This is a genomic window from Pseudoalteromonas sp. MMG033 (genome assembly GCF_057197785.1).
Map to the genome: position 1 here is coordinate 2,473,811 of NZ_CM170070.1, position 15,726 is coordinate 2,489,536.

General features: G+C 43.0%; 15 protein-coding genes. 10 read left to right on the forward strand and 5 right to left on the reverse strand.

Going from position 1 to position 15,726, the window contains the following annotated elements:
* Positions 1-4 precede the first annotated feature (4 nt).
* From AC2CZC_RS10690 to AC2CZC_RS10705, 4 genes are all read left to right on the forward strand, one after another.
* On the forward strand, positions 5-619 hold the full coding sequence (locus AC2CZC_RS10690; protein ID WP_484584814.1) for a YfgM family protein: 615 nt from the start codon (positions 5-7) through the stop codon (positions 617-619).
* Positions 620-628: 9 nt separating this feature from the next.
* A complete protein-coding gene (gene bamB / locus AC2CZC_RS10695) occupies positions 629-1,804 on the forward strand; it encodes an outer membrane protein assembly factor BamB (RefSeq protein ID WP_484584815.1) in 1,176 nt (391 codons plus the stop codon).
* Positions 1,805-1,877: 73 nt separating this feature from the next.
* Positions 1,878-3,350 (forward strand): ribosome biogenesis GTPase Der, encoded by a 1,473-nt coding sequence (gene der, locus AC2CZC_RS10700; RefSeq protein ID WP_063360958.1) that lies wholly within the window; start codon positions 1,878-1,880, stop codon positions 3,348-3,350.
* A gap of 182 nt (positions 3,351-3,532) precedes the next feature.
* Positions 3,533-3,922, forward strand: a complete 390-nt coding sequence (locus AC2CZC_RS10705; protein ID WP_063360957.1) for a VOC family protein — start codon at positions 3,533-3,535, stop codon at positions 3,920-3,922.
* Here the strand turns inward: AC2CZC_RS10705 and AC2CZC_RS10710 are convergent.
* From AC2CZC_RS10710 to AC2CZC_RS10725, 4 genes are all read right to left on the reverse strand, one after another.
* On the reverse strand, positions 3,899-4,249 hold the full coding sequence (locus tag AC2CZC_RS10710) for a DUF2750 domain-containing protein (RefSeq protein ID WP_063360956.1): 351 nt from the start codon (positions 4,247-4,249) through the stop codon (positions 3,899-3,901). The genes AC2CZC_RS10705 and AC2CZC_RS10710 overlap by 24 nt on opposite strands.
* 19 nt (positions 4,250-4,268) lie before the next feature.
* On the reverse strand, positions 4,269-4,847 hold the full coding sequence (locus AC2CZC_RS10715; RefSeq protein ID WP_484584816.1) for a glutathione S-transferase family protein: 579 nt from the start codon (positions 4,845-4,847) through the stop codon (positions 4,269-4,271).
* Positions 4,848-4,986: 139 nt separating this feature from the next.
* Positions 4,987-5,268, reverse strand: a complete 282-nt coding sequence (locus AC2CZC_RS10720) for a peptidylprolyl isomerase (protein ID WP_063360954.1) — start codon at positions 5,266-5,268, stop codon at positions 4,987-4,989.
* Positions 5,269-5,339: 71 nt separating this feature from the next.
* The gene (locus AC2CZC_RS10725; protein ID WP_484584817.1) at positions 5,340-5,873 is read right to left on the reverse strand and encodes a glutathione peroxidase; all 534 of its coding nucleotides are present in this window, start codon (positions 5,871-5,873) and stop codon (positions 5,340-5,342) included.
* Positions 5,874-6,181: 308 nt separating this feature from the next.
* On the opposite strand from AC2CZC_RS10725, the gene AC2CZC_RS10730 reads away from it, so the two are divergent.
* Together AC2CZC_RS10730 and AC2CZC_RS10735 are read left to right on the forward strand one after the other, a co-directional pair.
* Positions 6,182-8,134: a sensor histidine kinase gene (locus AC2CZC_RS10730; RefSeq protein WP_484581787.1), complete on the forward strand. Its 1,953-nt coding sequence runs from the start codon at positions 6,182-6,184 to the stop codon at positions 8,132-8,134.
* A 56-nt stretch (positions 8,135-8,190) separates the two neighbouring features.
* Positions 8,191-9,324 (forward strand): response regulator, encoded by a 1,134-nt coding sequence (locus AC2CZC_RS10735; protein ID WP_484581788.1) that lies wholly within the window; start codon positions 8,191-8,193, stop codon positions 9,322-9,324.
* A gap of 17 nt (positions 9,325-9,341) precedes the next feature.
* Here AC2CZC_RS10735 and queG read toward each other — a convergent pair whose 3' ends face one another.
* Entirely contained in the window at positions 9,342-10,478 is a 1,137-nt protein-coding gene (queG, locus tag AC2CZC_RS10740; protein WP_484581789.1) for a tRNA epoxyqueuosine(34) reductase QueG, read from the reverse strand.
* Between the two features lie 3 nt (positions 10,479-10,481).
* On the opposite strand from queG, the gene AC2CZC_RS10745 reads away from it, so the two are divergent.
* From AC2CZC_RS10745 to mutL, 4 genes are read left to right on the forward strand one after another with little or no spacing between them, the layout of a single operon-like run.
* Positions 10,482-11,969, forward strand: coding sequence for an NAD(P)H-hydrate dehydratase (locus tag AC2CZC_RS10745; protein WP_484581790.1), 1,488 nt, complete (start codon positions 10,482-10,484; stop codon positions 11,967-11,969).
* Positions 11,966-12,442, forward strand: coding sequence for a tRNA (adenosine(37)-N6)-threonylcarbamoyltransferase complex ATPase subunit type 1 TsaE (gene tsaE, locus AC2CZC_RS10750; protein ID WP_237138446.1), 477 nt, complete (start codon positions 11,966-11,968; stop codon positions 12,440-12,442). Before AC2CZC_RS10745 ends, tsaE begins: the two co-directional genes overlap by 4 nt.
* Complete coding sequence (locus AC2CZC_RS10755; RefSeq protein ID WP_484581791.1) at positions 12,435-13,775, forward strand: N-acetylmuramoyl-L-alanine amidase; 1,341 nt, start codon at positions 12,435-12,437, stop codon at positions 13,773-13,775. Before tsaE ends, AC2CZC_RS10755 begins: the two co-directional genes overlap by 8 nt.
* Positions 13,776-13,778: 3 nt before the next feature.
* Positions 13,779-15,701 carry a DNA mismatch repair endonuclease MutL gene (mutL, locus tag AC2CZC_RS10760; protein ID WP_484581792.1) on the forward strand — a complete coding sequence of 641 codons (1,923 nt, stop codon included), beginning with the start codon at positions 13,779-13,781 and terminating at the stop codon, positions 15,699-15,701.
* Positions 15,702-15,726 lie beyond the last annotated feature (25 nt).

Sequence of the window (15,726 nt, forward strand, 5' to 3'; positions counted from 1 at the left end):
TAGAATGGAAATTTATTCAACAGAAGAACAACAAGCTGAAGCGATAAAGAATTTTTTTAGAGAAAACGGGACTTCGTTAGTAATTGGTGCTGTTTTGGGTCTAGGTGGATTATATGGTTGGAAAGCATACAACCAGAATCAAATTTCTTCAGCTGAAGCAAGCTCAGAAGCATATAACTCGTTAATTGAGAGCGGTGAAGTACTTTCGAAAAGCGATGCATTTTTAGCAGAGAATACGGACTCGAACTATTCAGTACTGGCGGCATTTGTCGCAGCCAAAGAAGCGGTCGATAAAGGTGAACTCGCACAAGCAGCTGAAAAGCTACAGTTCATTGTCGATACTGTAAAAAGCCCAGAGTTAAAAGCAACTGCTGTACTTCGCCTAGCACGTGTACAAGTTGCTCAAGGCGATGCAGAGCAAGCCTTAACAACGTTGTCTCAACCTGTTCCTGCTGGCTTTAATGCACAAATTGCAGAGATCAAAGGTGATATTTACGTATCGCAAGGCGATAAAGATAAGGCGCGTGAGCATTATCAAACAGCAATTGATGCAGGTGGCGCAGAGAACAATGCGTTACTGCAAATAAAATTGGATGACTTAGCAATCGCATCTAACTAAGGAGTAGCCATGAAGAAGTTGACAATGGCCTCACTGGCATTGTGTATGGCATCGTTAATGGGTTGTTCATCGAGTGATGATGAAGAGGAGCTGGTGCTCCCTGAGATTGTCAATCAATTTGAACCTCAAACAGTTTGGCAAGAATCACTGGGTGATGGCGTTGAGCATTACTTTTCGCGTCTGACACCCACTGCGCATGGCGACAGTATTTTTGCTGCTGAGCGAAAAGGGCGAGTCGCTGCATATAACGTAGAAAGCGGTGACAAGTTGTGGGAAATTGATACGCGACAAGACACCTCAATTTGGCCTTGGGCTGACGATGACTCTGCAAAATTATCAGGTGGTATTTTGCAAGCATATGGCAAAATCTACATAGGCTCAGAACATGGTGAGGTAATTGCCCTTGACCGAGAAACAGGCGAATTAGTCTGGCGTAAGTCGGTGCCAGGTGAAGCGTTATCTTCTCCAAGTGCTGGTGATGGTTTGGTTTATGTCAACTTGGGCTCGGGTAAGTTACTTGCTTTGCACCCAGATACAGGAGAAGAGCGTTGGAGCTATGAGCAAGAAGTCCCTGCTTTAACACTTCGTGGCTTGAGCTCACCTACATCGGCTAATGGCGGTGTATTGATTGGTGAAGAAAGCGGTAAGTTAAGTGTACTGATCGCTGAGAGTGGATTTACAGCTTGGAGCACGGATGTTGCACTGGCGGAAGGTGCGTCTGAGTTCGAACGCTTGGTTGATGTTGACACAAAACCTGTTGTATCCGGTGCGTATGTCTACACGATAGCGTATAATGGCAAGCTTGCAGCCATTGATGTGCGTAATGGCAACGTAGTTTGGGATCGTGAGTACAGCAGCTATCGTGATTTAGCGATTGAATTAAATACTATTTACTTGGTAGATAGTGATGGTGTGCTCTATGCTCTAGATAAAGACTCAGGCACCGAACGTTGGAGTCAAGCTGGCTTGAGAGGCTGGTATTTAACTGCCCCAGCGGTTGCCGGTAATTATGTTGTAGTGGGTGATCAGGAAGGTAACTTACACTGGCTTGATAAGCAAACTGGTGATTTAGTTTCTAGACAAGAGTTTGATAGTTCAGGCTTTTTTGTTGAACCCATTATCGTTGATGATAAGTTGATCGTATACACCCGAGATGGTGAGATCAGTGCGATAAAAATCCCTTAATCATCCCTGACGTAAAGGTTTTAGTAAGGCTTCGCACTGCGAAGCCTTTTGTTGTTTAAAGAAGAGGTAGTCTATGCTTCCTGTGATCGCTCTGGTAGGGCGACCAAATGTGGGTAAATCCACATTATTTAATCGTTTAACGCGTACTCGTGACGCACTTGTTGCCGACTTTCCAGGTCTAACACGCGATCGTAAATACGGTCAGGCTGATTACGATGGTTACGAATTCATTGTTGTTGATACAGGTGGTATTGATGGCAGTGAAGAAGGCATTGAAACGGAGATGGCTGAGCAGTCGCTTTTGGCGATTGAAGAAGCTGATGTCGTGCTGTTTTTAGTAGATGCTCGTGCTGGTATGACAGCTGCTGATCAAGCTATTGCACAACATTTGAGGAAGCAAGAAAAGAAAAGTTTCATTGTTGCCAACAAAACAGATGGCATAGACGCTGATTCTAGTTGTGCTGAGTTTTATCAACTTGCTTTGGGTGATATTCATCAAATTGCGGCTGCGCATGGGCGCGGTGTTACGCAATTATTGGATGCAACACTAGGTCCAACGATTGCTGAGCTTGCACAGCAAGAAGATGATATTGAACAAGACGATGAAAGTATTGCTGAACTGTACCTTGAAGGCGAAGAAGCGCCAGAAGAAGGCAAAACAGGGTTTGAAGACAAACCAGTAAAATTAGCGATCATTGGCCGCCCGAACGTAGGTAAGTCAACACTAACAAACCGTATTCTAGGTGAAGAGCGTGTTATTGTTTATGACATGCCAGGCACAACGCGAGATTCTATTTATATCCCGATGACGCGTAACGACCGAGAGTACGTGTTGATTGATACAGCGGGTGTTCGTAAGCGTAAAAAAGTCAGTGATGTGGTTGAAAAGTTTTCAGTGATCAAAACATTGAAAGCGATTGAAGACGCGAATGTGATCCTGTTGGTGGTTGATGCACGAGAAGGTATTTCTGATCAGGACTTAAGTCTACTCGGCTTTGCACTAAATTCTGGTCGTTCACTGGTCATTGCTGTGAACAAATGGGATGGCTTGGATAACTATGTTAAAGAGCGTATTAAATCAGAGTTAGACCGCCGTTTAGGCTTTATCGACTTTGCTAGGTTACACTTTATCTCTGCGTTACATGGCACGGGTGTTGGTCATTTATTTGAGTCAGTTGATGAGGCTTATGAATCTGCGACCAAGCGTGTCAGCACAGCGATGCTTAGACGTATTATGGATATGGCTCAAGCAGATCACCAACCACCTTTAGTACGTGGTCGTCGTGTTAAGCTTAAATATGCTCACGCCGGTGGTTACAATCCACCTAGGATTGTTATCCATGGTAACCAGGTACATGATCTACCTGATAGCTATAAACGCTATTTGATGAACTATTATCGAAAAGCGTTGAACATTATGGGTACGCCAATAAAAATAGAGTTCAGAGAAGGGGATAACCCGTACTCAGGTCGAACTAATAAAATGACCTTATCGCAAAAACGTAAACTGCGAGCGTTTACGAAAGAGCAGAGAAACAAAACATAATCAATGGCGCGTAATGCGCCATTTTCATTTCTACCATACCGCGCTTTCAATGAGTATGTGTATCAACAGCTTATTTTATTTCTACTGAGCCAGCAAAATAGTGCCATTGAATTGATAGTAGTCTTTACGCTGCTCATTAATTATGCTTTATTAATGATATATTTGTTTAACATATTGTTGTGATGCATTTTCTTAAAACAGTCATTTATGTCGATGATGTCGAAGAGGTTTTGGATTTTTACTTTCAAGCGTTTGGACTCAGTGCACATTCTGTAACAGAGAATGGTGACTATGGAGAGTTGGACACTGGCAATGTCTTACTTGCGTTTGCGACGCATCCAGTTGCACAATCTCAGTTTAAACAAACATATATTCGCTCTCAACCAAAGCAACCAGCTCTCGGGTTTGAGTTGACGCTCGGCTGTGAAAATGTATCGAGTTGCTATGACAAGGCAGTTGCAGCTGGCGCTGAGCCTCTATCTGCACCGTGTCAAAAAGGCGTACATATACAAGCATATGTACGCGCAATAGAAGGGACGCTTATTGCTTTAGTCAGCGAGTGCGCGAGCTAGGCTAACTGGTTCAATTTCAACGCATACATTGTCATCATTCCAATTAATTCCAACCAGTGCATTGTCGTCTCTTAAATCCTCAACCCATTCGTCAAGGAATGGATCTAGGTCGATAGCAATGGGCTTAAACTCTTCCCATTCATCTTTACATTGCGCTTGTGCAGCGGCTTCGTCACCCCACAAGAGCAAAACATCAGACTCTTCAAATTGATTTGATTCTACAATGACAAAGCCGCCATCTTCAGCACCTAGTGCCCATAATTGCTCACTTTGTTTAACGACAGTGACAAAATTGACCACTTCAGATTCTAATTCAAGATCATTCATATTAGTTACCAGTAAAAAATTAACTGCGGGGATCCGTTTCTTGGGCGAATGTATTTTGTTGCCATGTCTCTAGATGCGAGAGTAGCCCATGTAAATGACTAATATCAGCTAGGTCTCTGAATCGGATCCAGTCTAGCAAGCAGTATAAACTGATCTGCAAATACTCGCAGTTCAAAAATACGTCTGTTGCACATTGCTTATCTAAATAAGCCAATGTTTCAGTTATACGCTCTCGCTGTAAATTAAAAAATAAAACGTCTGCTTGGGTGTCAAATCCTGAGCGTTGTCCAAGCAGCATCTCAATCAGTGAGTCATTACAGGCGTTGATGGTAGTAAGCAAGTTCTCTTGTTGCCAATTTAGATGTGGGAGAGAAAATTTATCTTGTAGATATCTGACAATCACATTTGAATCACATATCGCCTGTTCGGCACAGATTAAAAATGGAATTTTACGCGCAGGATTATGCTTGATGAGTATTTCTCTGTCTTGTGCGTTGAAGATATCAATGGGCTTATAATCAACGGTGAGATTGTGAATACCGCAATAGATTCTTAATCTTCTGACATAAGGAGATGTATCGGAGCCGTATAAAATCACAGTGTGTTCCCTCATAAATTATTTGTTTATGAGTGTAGCACGACATGCTTTTGAGTTAGAGAGAAGTTGATATTATATATTTTTGACTGAGATAAACTTGAGAGAAATAAGGGTAGCTTACTGACTACCCTCTTACTGTTTAGTCCTGACGGGACGTCACCTCAAGCAGGTGATACCCAAACTGTGTTTGTACAGGTCCCTGCACTTCATTTAACGGGGCAGAAAATACCACCTTATCGAATTCTGGTACCATCATTCCAGGTCCAAACTCACCAAGTGCGCCACCATCTTGCCCAGATGGACAATTAGAAAACTCTTTTGCTAAGTCTGCAAAGTCTTCACCGCCAGCAATCCGCTGCTTTAATTCTAAACATTGTGCTTCGCTATCTACTAAAATATGTCTTGCACTTGCTAATGTCATCTTCTCTCCATGCCTTGCCTGATTTTTATTCATACCTTATTCTAATGCAAAAGTGGTAAAAACGCATGCTTTTACCTGATTTGCTTTTCAATTGCACTGGTTAGCTCATCAGATAGCGGCTTGGTACGGCTGCCAAAGCGTTGAATTTCTTTTCTATCTGCAGAAACGAGATACTTATAAAAATTCCACTTTGGTGAACCTGCCTGCTCTCCCAGATGCTTGAATATCGGATTAGCATCATCCCCGCGAACTGGGCTTGTCGCCATCATCGTAAATGTCACACCGTAATTGACGAAACACACTTTTGCAGTATCCGCTTCATCATTTTCTTCTTGGAAGAAATCATCTGAAGGGAAACCGACGACTACTAGGCCTTGGTCTTTATATTTTTGATGAAGTGCTTCAAGGTCTTTAAATTGACCTGTGAATCCGCAATTGCTTGCCGTATTAACCAGAAGCAAAGGTTTGTCTTTAAACTGGCATAGGTTTACTGTTTCTTTCGAGCGTAACTTTCTAACGTCAACATCAGTAAAGTCGTTACAATTTGCAAAGGCGAAAGGGCTGCTCAGTGCCAAAGCAAGGCTGATAATCGTTCTTTTTAGCATGATAAGTTCCGTTGTTTATTTTTATTTACGAGTGACAAAAGAAATAGTTCATTTTGTTAGAAAATTAGGGCCCGCTTTAATACGTTGAACCGTAAATTAATCATCATATCTGGGGCTATGTAAAGCGCAACTAGGTTATCACAAAAGATGGTAAAGAGTTATTACTCTATATTGATAAGGGTACTCAAGTCAGGGGCGGCTTTAAGGTGACATATGTACGTGCTTATACTGTGATGTATGTTTGATTAGTCCTTTGCATTTGCTAATTTGGACTACACTAATCGATACCACGGAAAAAGGGTGTCGCCATGTCAAATAAGGTATTGATCATAGACAGTAATAGTGTGCTAGCTATGCGCATTAAAGTGTTGTTTGAATTGTTAGGCAGTGAAGTTGAGCACATTCATTATGAAACGTTAGACAGTCAAACTTGCTTTTCACACTTTGACGTCATTGCGATAGCACATGGGATCCCGCCTGAGTATTTTGAGGTTTTAGATGAGCTGAGTCAGCATGAAAAAATCATCTTGTTGGCGCCCAAGCCTGAAAACTCCGAGCACCTTACTGCATTTAGCCAACTCAATAGAGTGCTTTCCAATGCGATAGTTATTTACCCATTTTTTGGTAACAAAGAAATCACGGGTTTACTGGAGCGGGTTCTAGAAATTGGTGAACAAGCACAATTATTGTTGCCTAAGGTATTACTGGTAGATCACATATCGACACGACTCAAGCAGCTTTCTATCAGCTTGCGTGGGGCACAGCTCGATGTTAAAACGGCAACTAACTCAAAAGAGGCGGGTCTGTTAGCAAAGAGTCATCATTTTGATTTATTAATTTGTGATTTCAATTTAATTGATGAAACTGGATTGGATGTATTTGAGCAAGTGCGTTTATACCACATCAACTGTCGCTGTTTATTAATGACCTCTCGAGAAAGCCAGGTAGATACGTTGAAAGCCATACGGCAGGGGGTTGAAGATGTATTAACAAAACCCGTTGATGAAAATGCGCTCTTGCAATCACTTCACAAGCTTTGGCAAACGGAGCTGCTACGTCGACATAACCAAGAATTAGTAGAGCGTCTGCAAGATACCGTAGACGCATTAATTGAGCGTGATAGTTTGCTGCGCGTTATTTATAAACATACTCCTGACCCTATTATGTTGTTCAATCTCAAAGGGTTTGTGATTGAAGCAAATGATGCGTGTTTAAACCTATTTGGACTCAATGCGCAAGAGCTCGAGTCTCATTCTATTTTTAATCTATTTGAGCGCCAGTCTGTGGAAGCGCTGAAAAGTCGAATTGAAACAGGGCTCATCGCACGGCATTTTGATTGTGACTTAGTGCTGCCAAGACAAGATAGTTTGTCTATTCCGTTAATGGGCACCTTCATCGAAATTGATCATCATGGCGAGATTGCACTGGCGGCTATTTTTAAAAATGTTGCTCATTTAAAACGCAAGCAACAGTTGTTAGAGGAAGCCAAAGAAGTACTAGAAGCAGAAGTACAAGCGAGAACGTCGCAGTTGCAATCAGCCAAAGAGGCTGCTGAGCGTGCCAACATTAGCAAGTCTGAGTTTTTGGCTAATATGTCTCATGAATTGCGCACGCCGATGCATTCTATTTTAAGTTTTGCCCGTTTTGGCTTAGATAAGTTAGCGGTAAATGAAGCGCCGATAGAAAAGTTAACCAAATACTTATCGCGTATTGAAACCAGTGGTGAAAGGCTGCTGTTGTTATTAAATAACTTACTCGATTTATCTAAGTTAGATGCTGGACGCTTTCCATTTAACCCGGCAAAACATAACTTTGTATCCATTCTTGCTGAAGGAGTAGAAGATGTGTCTGGGCTGGCAATGGAAAAGTGTATTTCTATCAATTTGCATGCGCCAGAGTCTGGGGTAAACATCGAGTGTGATAGAGACCAAATGGTCCAAGTGGTCAGAAATTTACTTGGCAATGCACTTAAGTTTAGCCCTAAGCAGAGCCATGTTGAAGTCTATTTATCGCAAAGAGAAGAGCAAATTTGTTTAACAATTTGTGACCAGGGGGTTGGGATCCCAAGTGATGAACTGGAGCATATTTTTGATAAATTCGCACAAAGCAGCAAGACCAATAGTGGGGCTGGCGGAACTGGGCTAGGTTTAGCGATTTGCAAAGAGTTTGTGCTGTTGCACAAAGGCTGTATTTACGCTCGAAATAGTGAAAGTGGCGGTGCTGAATTTGTTGTTGAGCTGCCCAATTTGAAGGGTGACTAGCGACAAGCTAAATCAGTGACTATAACTATAGGAAAGGAGCACAAGGAACTTAAATTATGGCATTACAAAGAATTTTAGCAGTGGACGATGAGCCATTTAACCTCGAAATTATTGAAGAAATCTTAGAAGATCTAGACTTTGAAGTGCAAACCGCCACCAGTGGACAAGAATGCCTTGAGATTGTTGAGTCTTATGACCCACAGGTCATATTACTGGATGTGAGTATGCCGCAAATGAGCGGCTATGAAGTATGTAAAGCCATCAAAGCTAATCCAAGCTTGAGCCATATTATTGTGATGTTTGTCTCTGCCAGAGGCTCGGTTGAAGAGCGTATGGAAGGGTACTCCGTTGGCGCGGAAGATTATATTGTCAAACCATTTGGCCATAGTGAGCTCAAAGCAAAATTGCTACATTTAGGGCAAATGCTGTTAGAAAAAGATATTCTGGAGCAGCAAATAGAAGATGCGACCACAACTGCTTTCAGTGCGATGGCAACAAGCAGTGAAATGGGGCAGATTGTAAATTTTGTCGAGCAGGTTGGTACTATCCAAGATGTTTCTGAGTTGGCAAATGCATTGATTAACTGTCTTGCGAATTTCGGCTTGAGTTGCAATATAGAAATGCGAGTTGATAGTGATAAGCTACACTTTTCTACCGCCGGGCTATGCTCACCAATTGTGATAGAGTTGTTTGAAATTTTACATTCCAAAGGGCGGTTACATGAGTTTACCAATCGAATTTTGGTGAATTATGAGCTGTTAAGTGTACTCATACTCAATATGCCGTCAGATGATCCAGATAAACATGGACGAATACGTGACCATATTTGCTTTATTGTCAGTGTTACTGAACAGCAATTGCTATCGATATTGACTAAAAATACTTTGATAAACCAACAGCGGGAACTCAATAGTGCGATAAAAACGATCCACAGTAAATTTACCGGTCTGTTGTCGATGCTCAATAATAACCGCTCTCAAAATGAAGCTATTTTTAAACGGTTGCAAGAGTTATTTGAGTCTCGTATCCCTTCTATGGGACTAGATGAAGACCAAGAAGTGTTTATTTTTACTCACATTGATGAAGCAATTCAAAGCTCAGTTGCAAGAGAAGAAGCCATTGCCCAAGTCAAAGATGCATTTGCAGAGATTGAACACGATCTATGCAATTTGACAACGGATGAGCAATGACCGCGGTTTTGCTTTGCTTAGGCGTCCCGAGGTAAGCCTTTTTCAACGATGCGAATGAGGCGTGCTTTTTTACGTTCGTCATGTAGTTTGAGTTTTTGCTGTTCAAGTGCCCAGTGTATATGCTCTTGAACCAGCTCACTCACATGTGGCAGCTTTTCGGTGAGTGCAGCGATTATCTGTTCGTCATAATTTGCATTGCCAAGTCCAACAGCTAAATTACGTTGCCATCTTTCATGTCCTATCCGTCTTATTGGGCTGCCCTCGGTATTTTTTAAGAAGGTACTTTCATCCCATGCAAACAATTCTAATAACTCTCGGTCTTTAAGCGTCTTCCTTGGGTGAAAGTCTTCTTCGTCGGTCAATTGTCCAAAACGATTCCAAGGGCAGACGAGTTGGCAGTCGTCGCATCCATAGATGCGGTTGCCTAATAAAGGACGAAACTCTTCAGGAATAGCGCCTTGTAGCTCAATCGTAAGATAAGAAATGCAGCGTCTGGCATCGACAACATAAGGCTCTACAATTGCCCCTGTGGGACATAAACTAATGCAGGCGTTGCACTTTCCGCACCCTTCTTCTACCTGTTTTTGATCAGGTGGCAATGGTAAATCGACAAATAACTCGCCAAGAAAAAACCATGAGCCGGCTTGTTTATGAATAAGTAAACTATTTTTACCGCGCCAGCCAAGCCCAGCTTTTTCGGCGATCTGCCTTTCAAGCACGGGCGCTGAGTCGACGAATGGACGAAAACCATATTGGCCAACTTCTTGCTCAATACGTTGGCCCAGTTTTTTTAGTCGGTTGCGCAAAACCTTGTGATAATCGCGTCCAAGTGCGTAGCGACTGATATAAGCGGTTGTGCTATTTTTTAAGGCGCGCGCAAAGCTGGCATCAGGTGGGAGATAGTTCATTTTTACTGAGACAATACTTTTTGTGCCAGGCACTAATTCTGCTGGTCGAGCACGTTTCATACCATGTGCCGCCATATACTCCATCTCTCCGTGATACCCTAAATCCAGCCAGCGTTGGAGTTGCTGTTCATGTTCACTGAGGTCAATATCGGTGATCCCAACTTCAGCAAAGCCTAATTCTTTGCCCCAACACTTAATTTTTTCGGCAAGTTCAGTATAGTTAATAGTAGATATGGCTTTATTCACGGAATGTCTATTTTGCAAGGTCAATACACTCATAATTTACCACAAATTGCTTATTGCGCCCAAGAAGTAAAGCTGCATGAGGAACAGGCAGCGCTCAACTCTGGTACGACATTAAGCGAATTGATGCAGCGAGCGGGTCACGCGTTATTTGAATTAGTACGCAATAGGGCCGTCAAAAATATTTTAATTTTTACGGGCAAGGGCAATAATGCCGGTGACGGTTTTATGCTTGCAAAGCGATGTTTGCATGCACAAATTCATGTCACCGTGTGTGCGCTATTTGAACCGTCTTTGCTCAAAGATGATGCCGCAGAAGCTTACCAGTTGTTTTGTCGCAGTGGTGGTCGTGTGGTGTCGCTGCGCTCGTGCATTGACCACAGCTATGATGCCATTGTTGATGCGGTATTTGGCACAGGGTTTCGAGGAGCCTTACCTGAGCAGGTAAAAGAAGCATTTAACCATTTTAAATCTAGTAAAGCGTGGAAGTTAGCGGTTGATATCCCAAGCGGGGTGAATGGTACAACGGCAGAGGTATCTCCAGATAGCTTTCAAGCAGATACAACATTGACATTTATTGCGCTGAAGCAAGGCATGTTGACTGGCAATGCACCGAACCTGTGTGGTGAGTTATTGTTAGCTGATTTAGGCATTGCGGAAGCATTTGCTGAACTATCTCATACCAATTGTTGTTACCCCGGTGGTAAATACTTACGCTCTTTACGTCCTGTTCGAGCGGCTGACAGTTATAAAAACCAATGTGGCCATGTGTTACTTGTGGGTGGCGGAAAAGGCATGGCAGGGGCTATTAGATTAGCGGCAGAAGCCTGCTTAAGGACGGGGGCTGGTTTGGTAAGTGTGGCGACACACCCTGAAAATCAATCTGCTGTTTTACATGGCCGCTATGAATTAATGGTGCATGGTGTTGCAGTCGCAGCGGAATTGGAAACCTTACTTAATAAAGCAGATGTCGTAGTGATTGGCCCAGGGCTTGGTCAAGATGCATGGGCGAAAAAAATGTACGCTGCGGTTAAAAAATATCAAGGATTAGTTGTCTGCGATGCGGATGGACTCAATTTACTTGCTCAGTCCCATCTGCCATGGCATCGTGCGATATTAACGCCTCACTTTGGTGAAGCAAAACGCCTGTTGGGAAATTCAACCTTTAATACTTCTAAACGGTTCGAGATGGCTGAGCAACTTAGTGCAGAGTATGCGGCCTGTATTGTTTTAAAAGGTCCAGGAAGTTTAATCGTTGATGGAAAGAGAATAAATATTAACCGCTCAGGATGCTCTGCTATGGCTAGTGCTGGGATGGGGGATGTATTATCTGGTATAATCGCTGGTTTATTAGCACAGGGCTTAAGTCGATTTGAAGCGGCGACGCTTGGTGTGTATATTCATGGCCTTGCAGCTGAGCAGGCAGCTCGAGATGGGCAGCTCGGTACGTTAGCAAGTGATTTATTTGTCCATATTAGAGGTATTATGGGATGAGCCAAAACAGTACTTTAACGCTTTCTTTGGCCAATGAAGAAGCGACTGTCGAGTTAGGTAAAAAGCTTGCATCTTCAATTGTGGAAGGTGCGGTGTTTTATATGCATGGTGATTTAGGTGCTGGTAAAACAACCACGACTCGAGGAATTGTGCAGGGTCTTGGGCATACGGGCAATGTAAAGAGTCCAACCTATACACTTGTAGAGCCCTATGAATTACCTGAAAAGTCAGTTTACCATTTTGATTTATACCGCTTAGGCGACCCTGAGGAACTTGAGTTCATGGGGATCCGTGATTACTTTGCTGCTGATGCGGTATGTATTGTTGAGTGGCCAGAAAAAGGTCAAGGTTTTATTCCTGAACCAGATATTGATATCTTTCTTGCTTATGATGGTGATGCGAGAAAGGTGACTTTAAAAGCGCATAATGAACGTGGGCTGCAGGTATTACTGACTATTGGTAGTTATGCGTAGTGTTATCATTAAATATAGCTATTTAGTTACAATGTTTGTGCTGCTGATGTTTGCAGCACAGGCATTTGCAAAAAACACCATAAAAAATGTGCGAATTAGCCCATCGGCTGAAAGCACGCGGGTGGTGTTTGATTTATCAAAAAAACCTGAGTTCAGCTACTTTGTATTGCAAAAGCCACTGCGTCTGGTGATTGACTTTGAGAATACAAAGCGACTTCCCACATTACCGGCAATCCCAAAGAAGCACCGTGTTATTAAAAAGGTGCGTTATAGCTCACCAAAAAAGCGCACTAGTACACGGGTTGTATTTGAATTAAGTCGCCCAACAAAGCCCGTCATTTTTCCCCTGGCCCCCACAGGCAAGAGTTCTGATAGATTAGTTGTTGATCTATATGGACAAAAAAAGCCGCCAGTAACTAAAACAGCGAGTACAAAACGAAATAGTAAGCGTGATAGAGATATCATTATCGCCATTGATGCTGGCCACGGCGGGCAAGATCCGGGCTCTATTGGCCCAACAGGCACGTACGAAAAGCATATTACGCTACAAATAGCCAAGCGACTGGAAAGGTTAATTAACAAACAGCCGGGAATGAAGGCGCAATTGACTCGCTCAGGGGATTACTTTTTAAAACTCAATACACGCACAGCGAAAGCGAGAAAGAAACGTGCAGATTTCTTTGTTTCAATTCATGCGGATGCATTTTCTAGTCCTCGTCCAAGAGGTGCCTCTGTGTGGACCTTGTCATTGCGTCGTGCCAATTCAGAAATTGGTAAGTGGCTAGAGAATAGGGAAAAGCAATCTCAATTATTGGGTGGCGCTGCTGGGGTAATAAAAGACACCGCAAATGAAAAGTATCTAGCTAAAACGTTGCTCGATATGTCTATGGATCACTCCATGACAACCGGGTTTCAGGTCGCTGAAAAAGTGGTAGACGAGTTACAGAAAGTCGCCAAGTTACATAAAAAGCGGCCGCAAGCTGCAAACTTTGGGGTATTAAAATCACCTGATATCCCCTCTATTTTGGTGGAAACAGGGTTTATTTCGAATCCTCAAGAAGAAAAGCAATTAAAAACTGCTTATCATCAACAGCGATTGGCCAATGCCGTATTTACGGCCATCAAGCGCTACTATCAGAAGAATCCGCCCGATGACTCTTTATTTGCTCGATTGAAAGAGAAAAAGCCTTTAAAGCATAAAGTGAAGCGAGGGGAGTCATTGAGCGTTGTTGCGGCGAGATATGGCACCACAGTATCAGCACTAAAGCGTGCTAATCGATTGAAGAATAACGTATTACATATTGGTCAAGTGCTGACTATTCCCAGGGCGTAAAACATGGCTATTGAGATTTTACCAGCGAGGCTGGCTAACCAAATTGCAGCAGGTGAAGTAGTTGAGCGTCCTGCGTCCGTGGTTAAAGAGCTAGTAGAAAATAGCATCGATGCTGGCGCTACCCGCATTCAAGTTGAAATTGAGCGAGGCGGTCATAAGCTCATTCGGATTCGAGATAATGGCTCAGGAATTTACAAAGACGAATTGGCGCTGGCATTATCTCGACACGCAACCAGCAAGCTCAAGAATTTAGACGATCTTGAAGCGATTGCTTCTTTGGGCTTTAGAGGTGAGGCACTTGCGTCGATTAGCTCCGTATCAAGACTTACATTGAGCTCTAAACCTGAAGCTCAAGATACAGCATGGCAAGCGTGTGCGGAAGGGCGGGATATGGCTGTGCAAGTTCAACCGACAGCGCACCCAAACGGCACCACAATTGAAGTCAAAGATTTGTTTTTTAATACACCAGCTCGCCGGAAGTTTCTGCGCACAGAAAAAACAGAGTTTAGCCATATCGATGAATTGGTTAAAAGAATTGCGCTGAGTCGTTTTGACGTGGCGATTACGCTAACACATAACCAAAAGGTTGTGCGTCAATATCGGGCGAAGCAAGATCCGCGAAGTATCGAAAGGGTTGCGCAAGTTGCTGGGAGAGTATTTCAGCGCGAAGCGAGCTTTATTGAATCCGGTTACGAAGGGTTAGAGCTATATGGGTGGGTATTGCCCCTTGGTAGTAATACGCAGCCACAATACACGTATGTGAACGGTCGCATGATGCGAGATAAGCTGATACTGCACGCGATCAGACAAGCTTTTGAAGAGGCGACGGGCAGTCCCGAGACACCTGGTTTTGTCATTTATCTCGAATTAGACCCAAGACAGGTTGACGTGAATGTTCATCCAGCCAAACATGAGGTGAGATTCCATCAAGCTCGGTTAGTACATGATTTTATTGTTCAAGCTGTAAAGCAAGTTGTAGAACCTAGATCTTCAGCTTTGCCTTATACCCATATCGATGACGAGGTAGCACCTGAGCCTAGCCTTGCGCTCAATGAGCCAAACATTACGACGCATCAAGAACAGCTGCATCAATCCTACCGAACACCGCTGCAACAAGAAGCATCAGCAACACCTACTCCTAATATTTCAATGCCAAGCTCAAGTGTGGCTAACTTTGAGAGCAGTGTACGGCAAACGAACTGCACTAGTCGCTCAAATTATCATGCGCCGCGCAGTGATTTGGGTTCATCTTCTGGTCAGACGAAACAAGTCAATGTAAATCAGCTTTACCAAGCTTTCACAACTGAGGCTGACAATCGTCCTGTTAAGAACGCAGAGTCGATTTACAATACTCAAGCCTCAAAAGGCGATACAGAACAGAGTATTACACAAACGCATTGGATGGCACTACCGGAAGGAGCTGTGTTACTGCAAGATGAAGACACGCTACTGGTTAGCCATACTCGTGAAGGTCTTTTGCCGCTGTGGCTGGAGCAAATTGAAACGGATGGCACATTATTAGGTAAAGCTTTGCTGTTGCCTGTGAGAGTAAGCCAAGATAAGCAAGAAGGGCAAAGCTTAGAAAAAGTGGACTCTTGGTTGACGTTATTAGGCTTTGATCTGAGCTTTCAAGGCACGCATGTGATGGTGAAAAAGTTACCTGTGAGCTTATATAGCTTGGATGTCGGCCAATGTATTTCCCTGCTTGTTGAAACATGTGTTGAGCATCAGAGCGCGTTAGATAATTTAGACTTTTGGGTTGAATGGCTGTTGAAAAATACACCACAGGGTTATTTTGCATCGCAGCATTTTCTAAAAGTACGTGAAAAAATGCTAAAAAAACCAAAAAGCAGAGCAGCAATTATGGCAAAAGCCGTTAAAATAGAGCCAAAATATATTTTAGATTTATTACCAAAAGGGTATTAGTTTGCAGAATAAACCCGTTATTACG

What these genes read in the sequence shown, in the direction of transcription:
- mutL (WP_484581792.1), top strand. Translation starts at nt 13,779, where the DNA reads ATGGCTATTGAGATTTTACCAGCGAGGCTGGCTAACCAAATTGCAGCA.
- AC2CZC_RS10745 (WP_484581790.1), top strand. Translation starts at nt 10,482, where the DNA reads ATGTCTATTTTGCAAGGTCAATACACTCATAATTTACCACAAATTGCT.
- AC2CZC_RS10720 (WP_063360954.1), bottom strand. Translation starts at nt 5,268, where the DNA reads ATGACATTAGCAAGTGCAAGACATATTTTAGTAGATAGCGAAGCACAA.
- AC2CZC_RS10710 (WP_063360956.1), bottom strand. Translation starts at nt 4,249, where the DNA reads ATGAATGATCTTGAATTAGAATCTGAAGTGGTCAATTTTGTCACTGTC.
- bamB (WP_484584815.1), top strand. Translation starts at nt 629, where the DNA reads ATGAAGAAGTTGACAATGGCCTCACTGGCATTGTGTATGGCATCGTTA.
- AC2CZC_RS10690 (WP_484584814.1), top strand. Translation starts at nt 5, where the DNA reads ATGGAAATTTATTCAACAGAAGAACAACAAGCTGAAGCGATAAAGAAT.
- AC2CZC_RS10705 (WP_063360957.1), top strand. Translation starts at nt 3,533, where the DNA reads ATGCATTTTCTTAAAACAGTCATTTATGTCGATGATGTCGAAGAGGTT.
- AC2CZC_RS10725 (WP_484584817.1), bottom strand. Translation starts at nt 5,873, where the DNA reads ATGCTAAAAAGAACGATTATCAGCCTTGCTTTGGCACTGAGCAGCCCT.
- AC2CZC_RS10735 (WP_484581788.1), top strand. Translation starts at nt 8,191, where the DNA reads ATGGCATTACAAAGAATTTTAGCAGTGGACGATGAGCCATTTAACCTC.
- AC2CZC_RS10730 (WP_484581787.1), top strand. Translation starts at nt 6,182, where the DNA reads ATGTCAAATAAGGTATTGATCATAGACAGTAATAGTGTGCTAGCTATG.
- tsaE (WP_237138446.1), top strand. Translation starts at nt 11,966, where the DNA reads ATGAGCCAAAACAGTACTTTAACGCTTTCTTTGGCCAATGAAGAAGCG.
- der (WP_063360958.1), top strand. Translation starts at nt 1,878, where the DNA reads ATGCTTCCTGTGATCGCTCTGGTAGGGCGACCAAATGTGGGTAAATCC.
- AC2CZC_RS10755 (WP_484581791.1), top strand. Translation starts at nt 12,435, where the DNA reads ATGCGTAGTGTTATCATTAAATATAGCTATTTAGTTACAATGTTTGTG.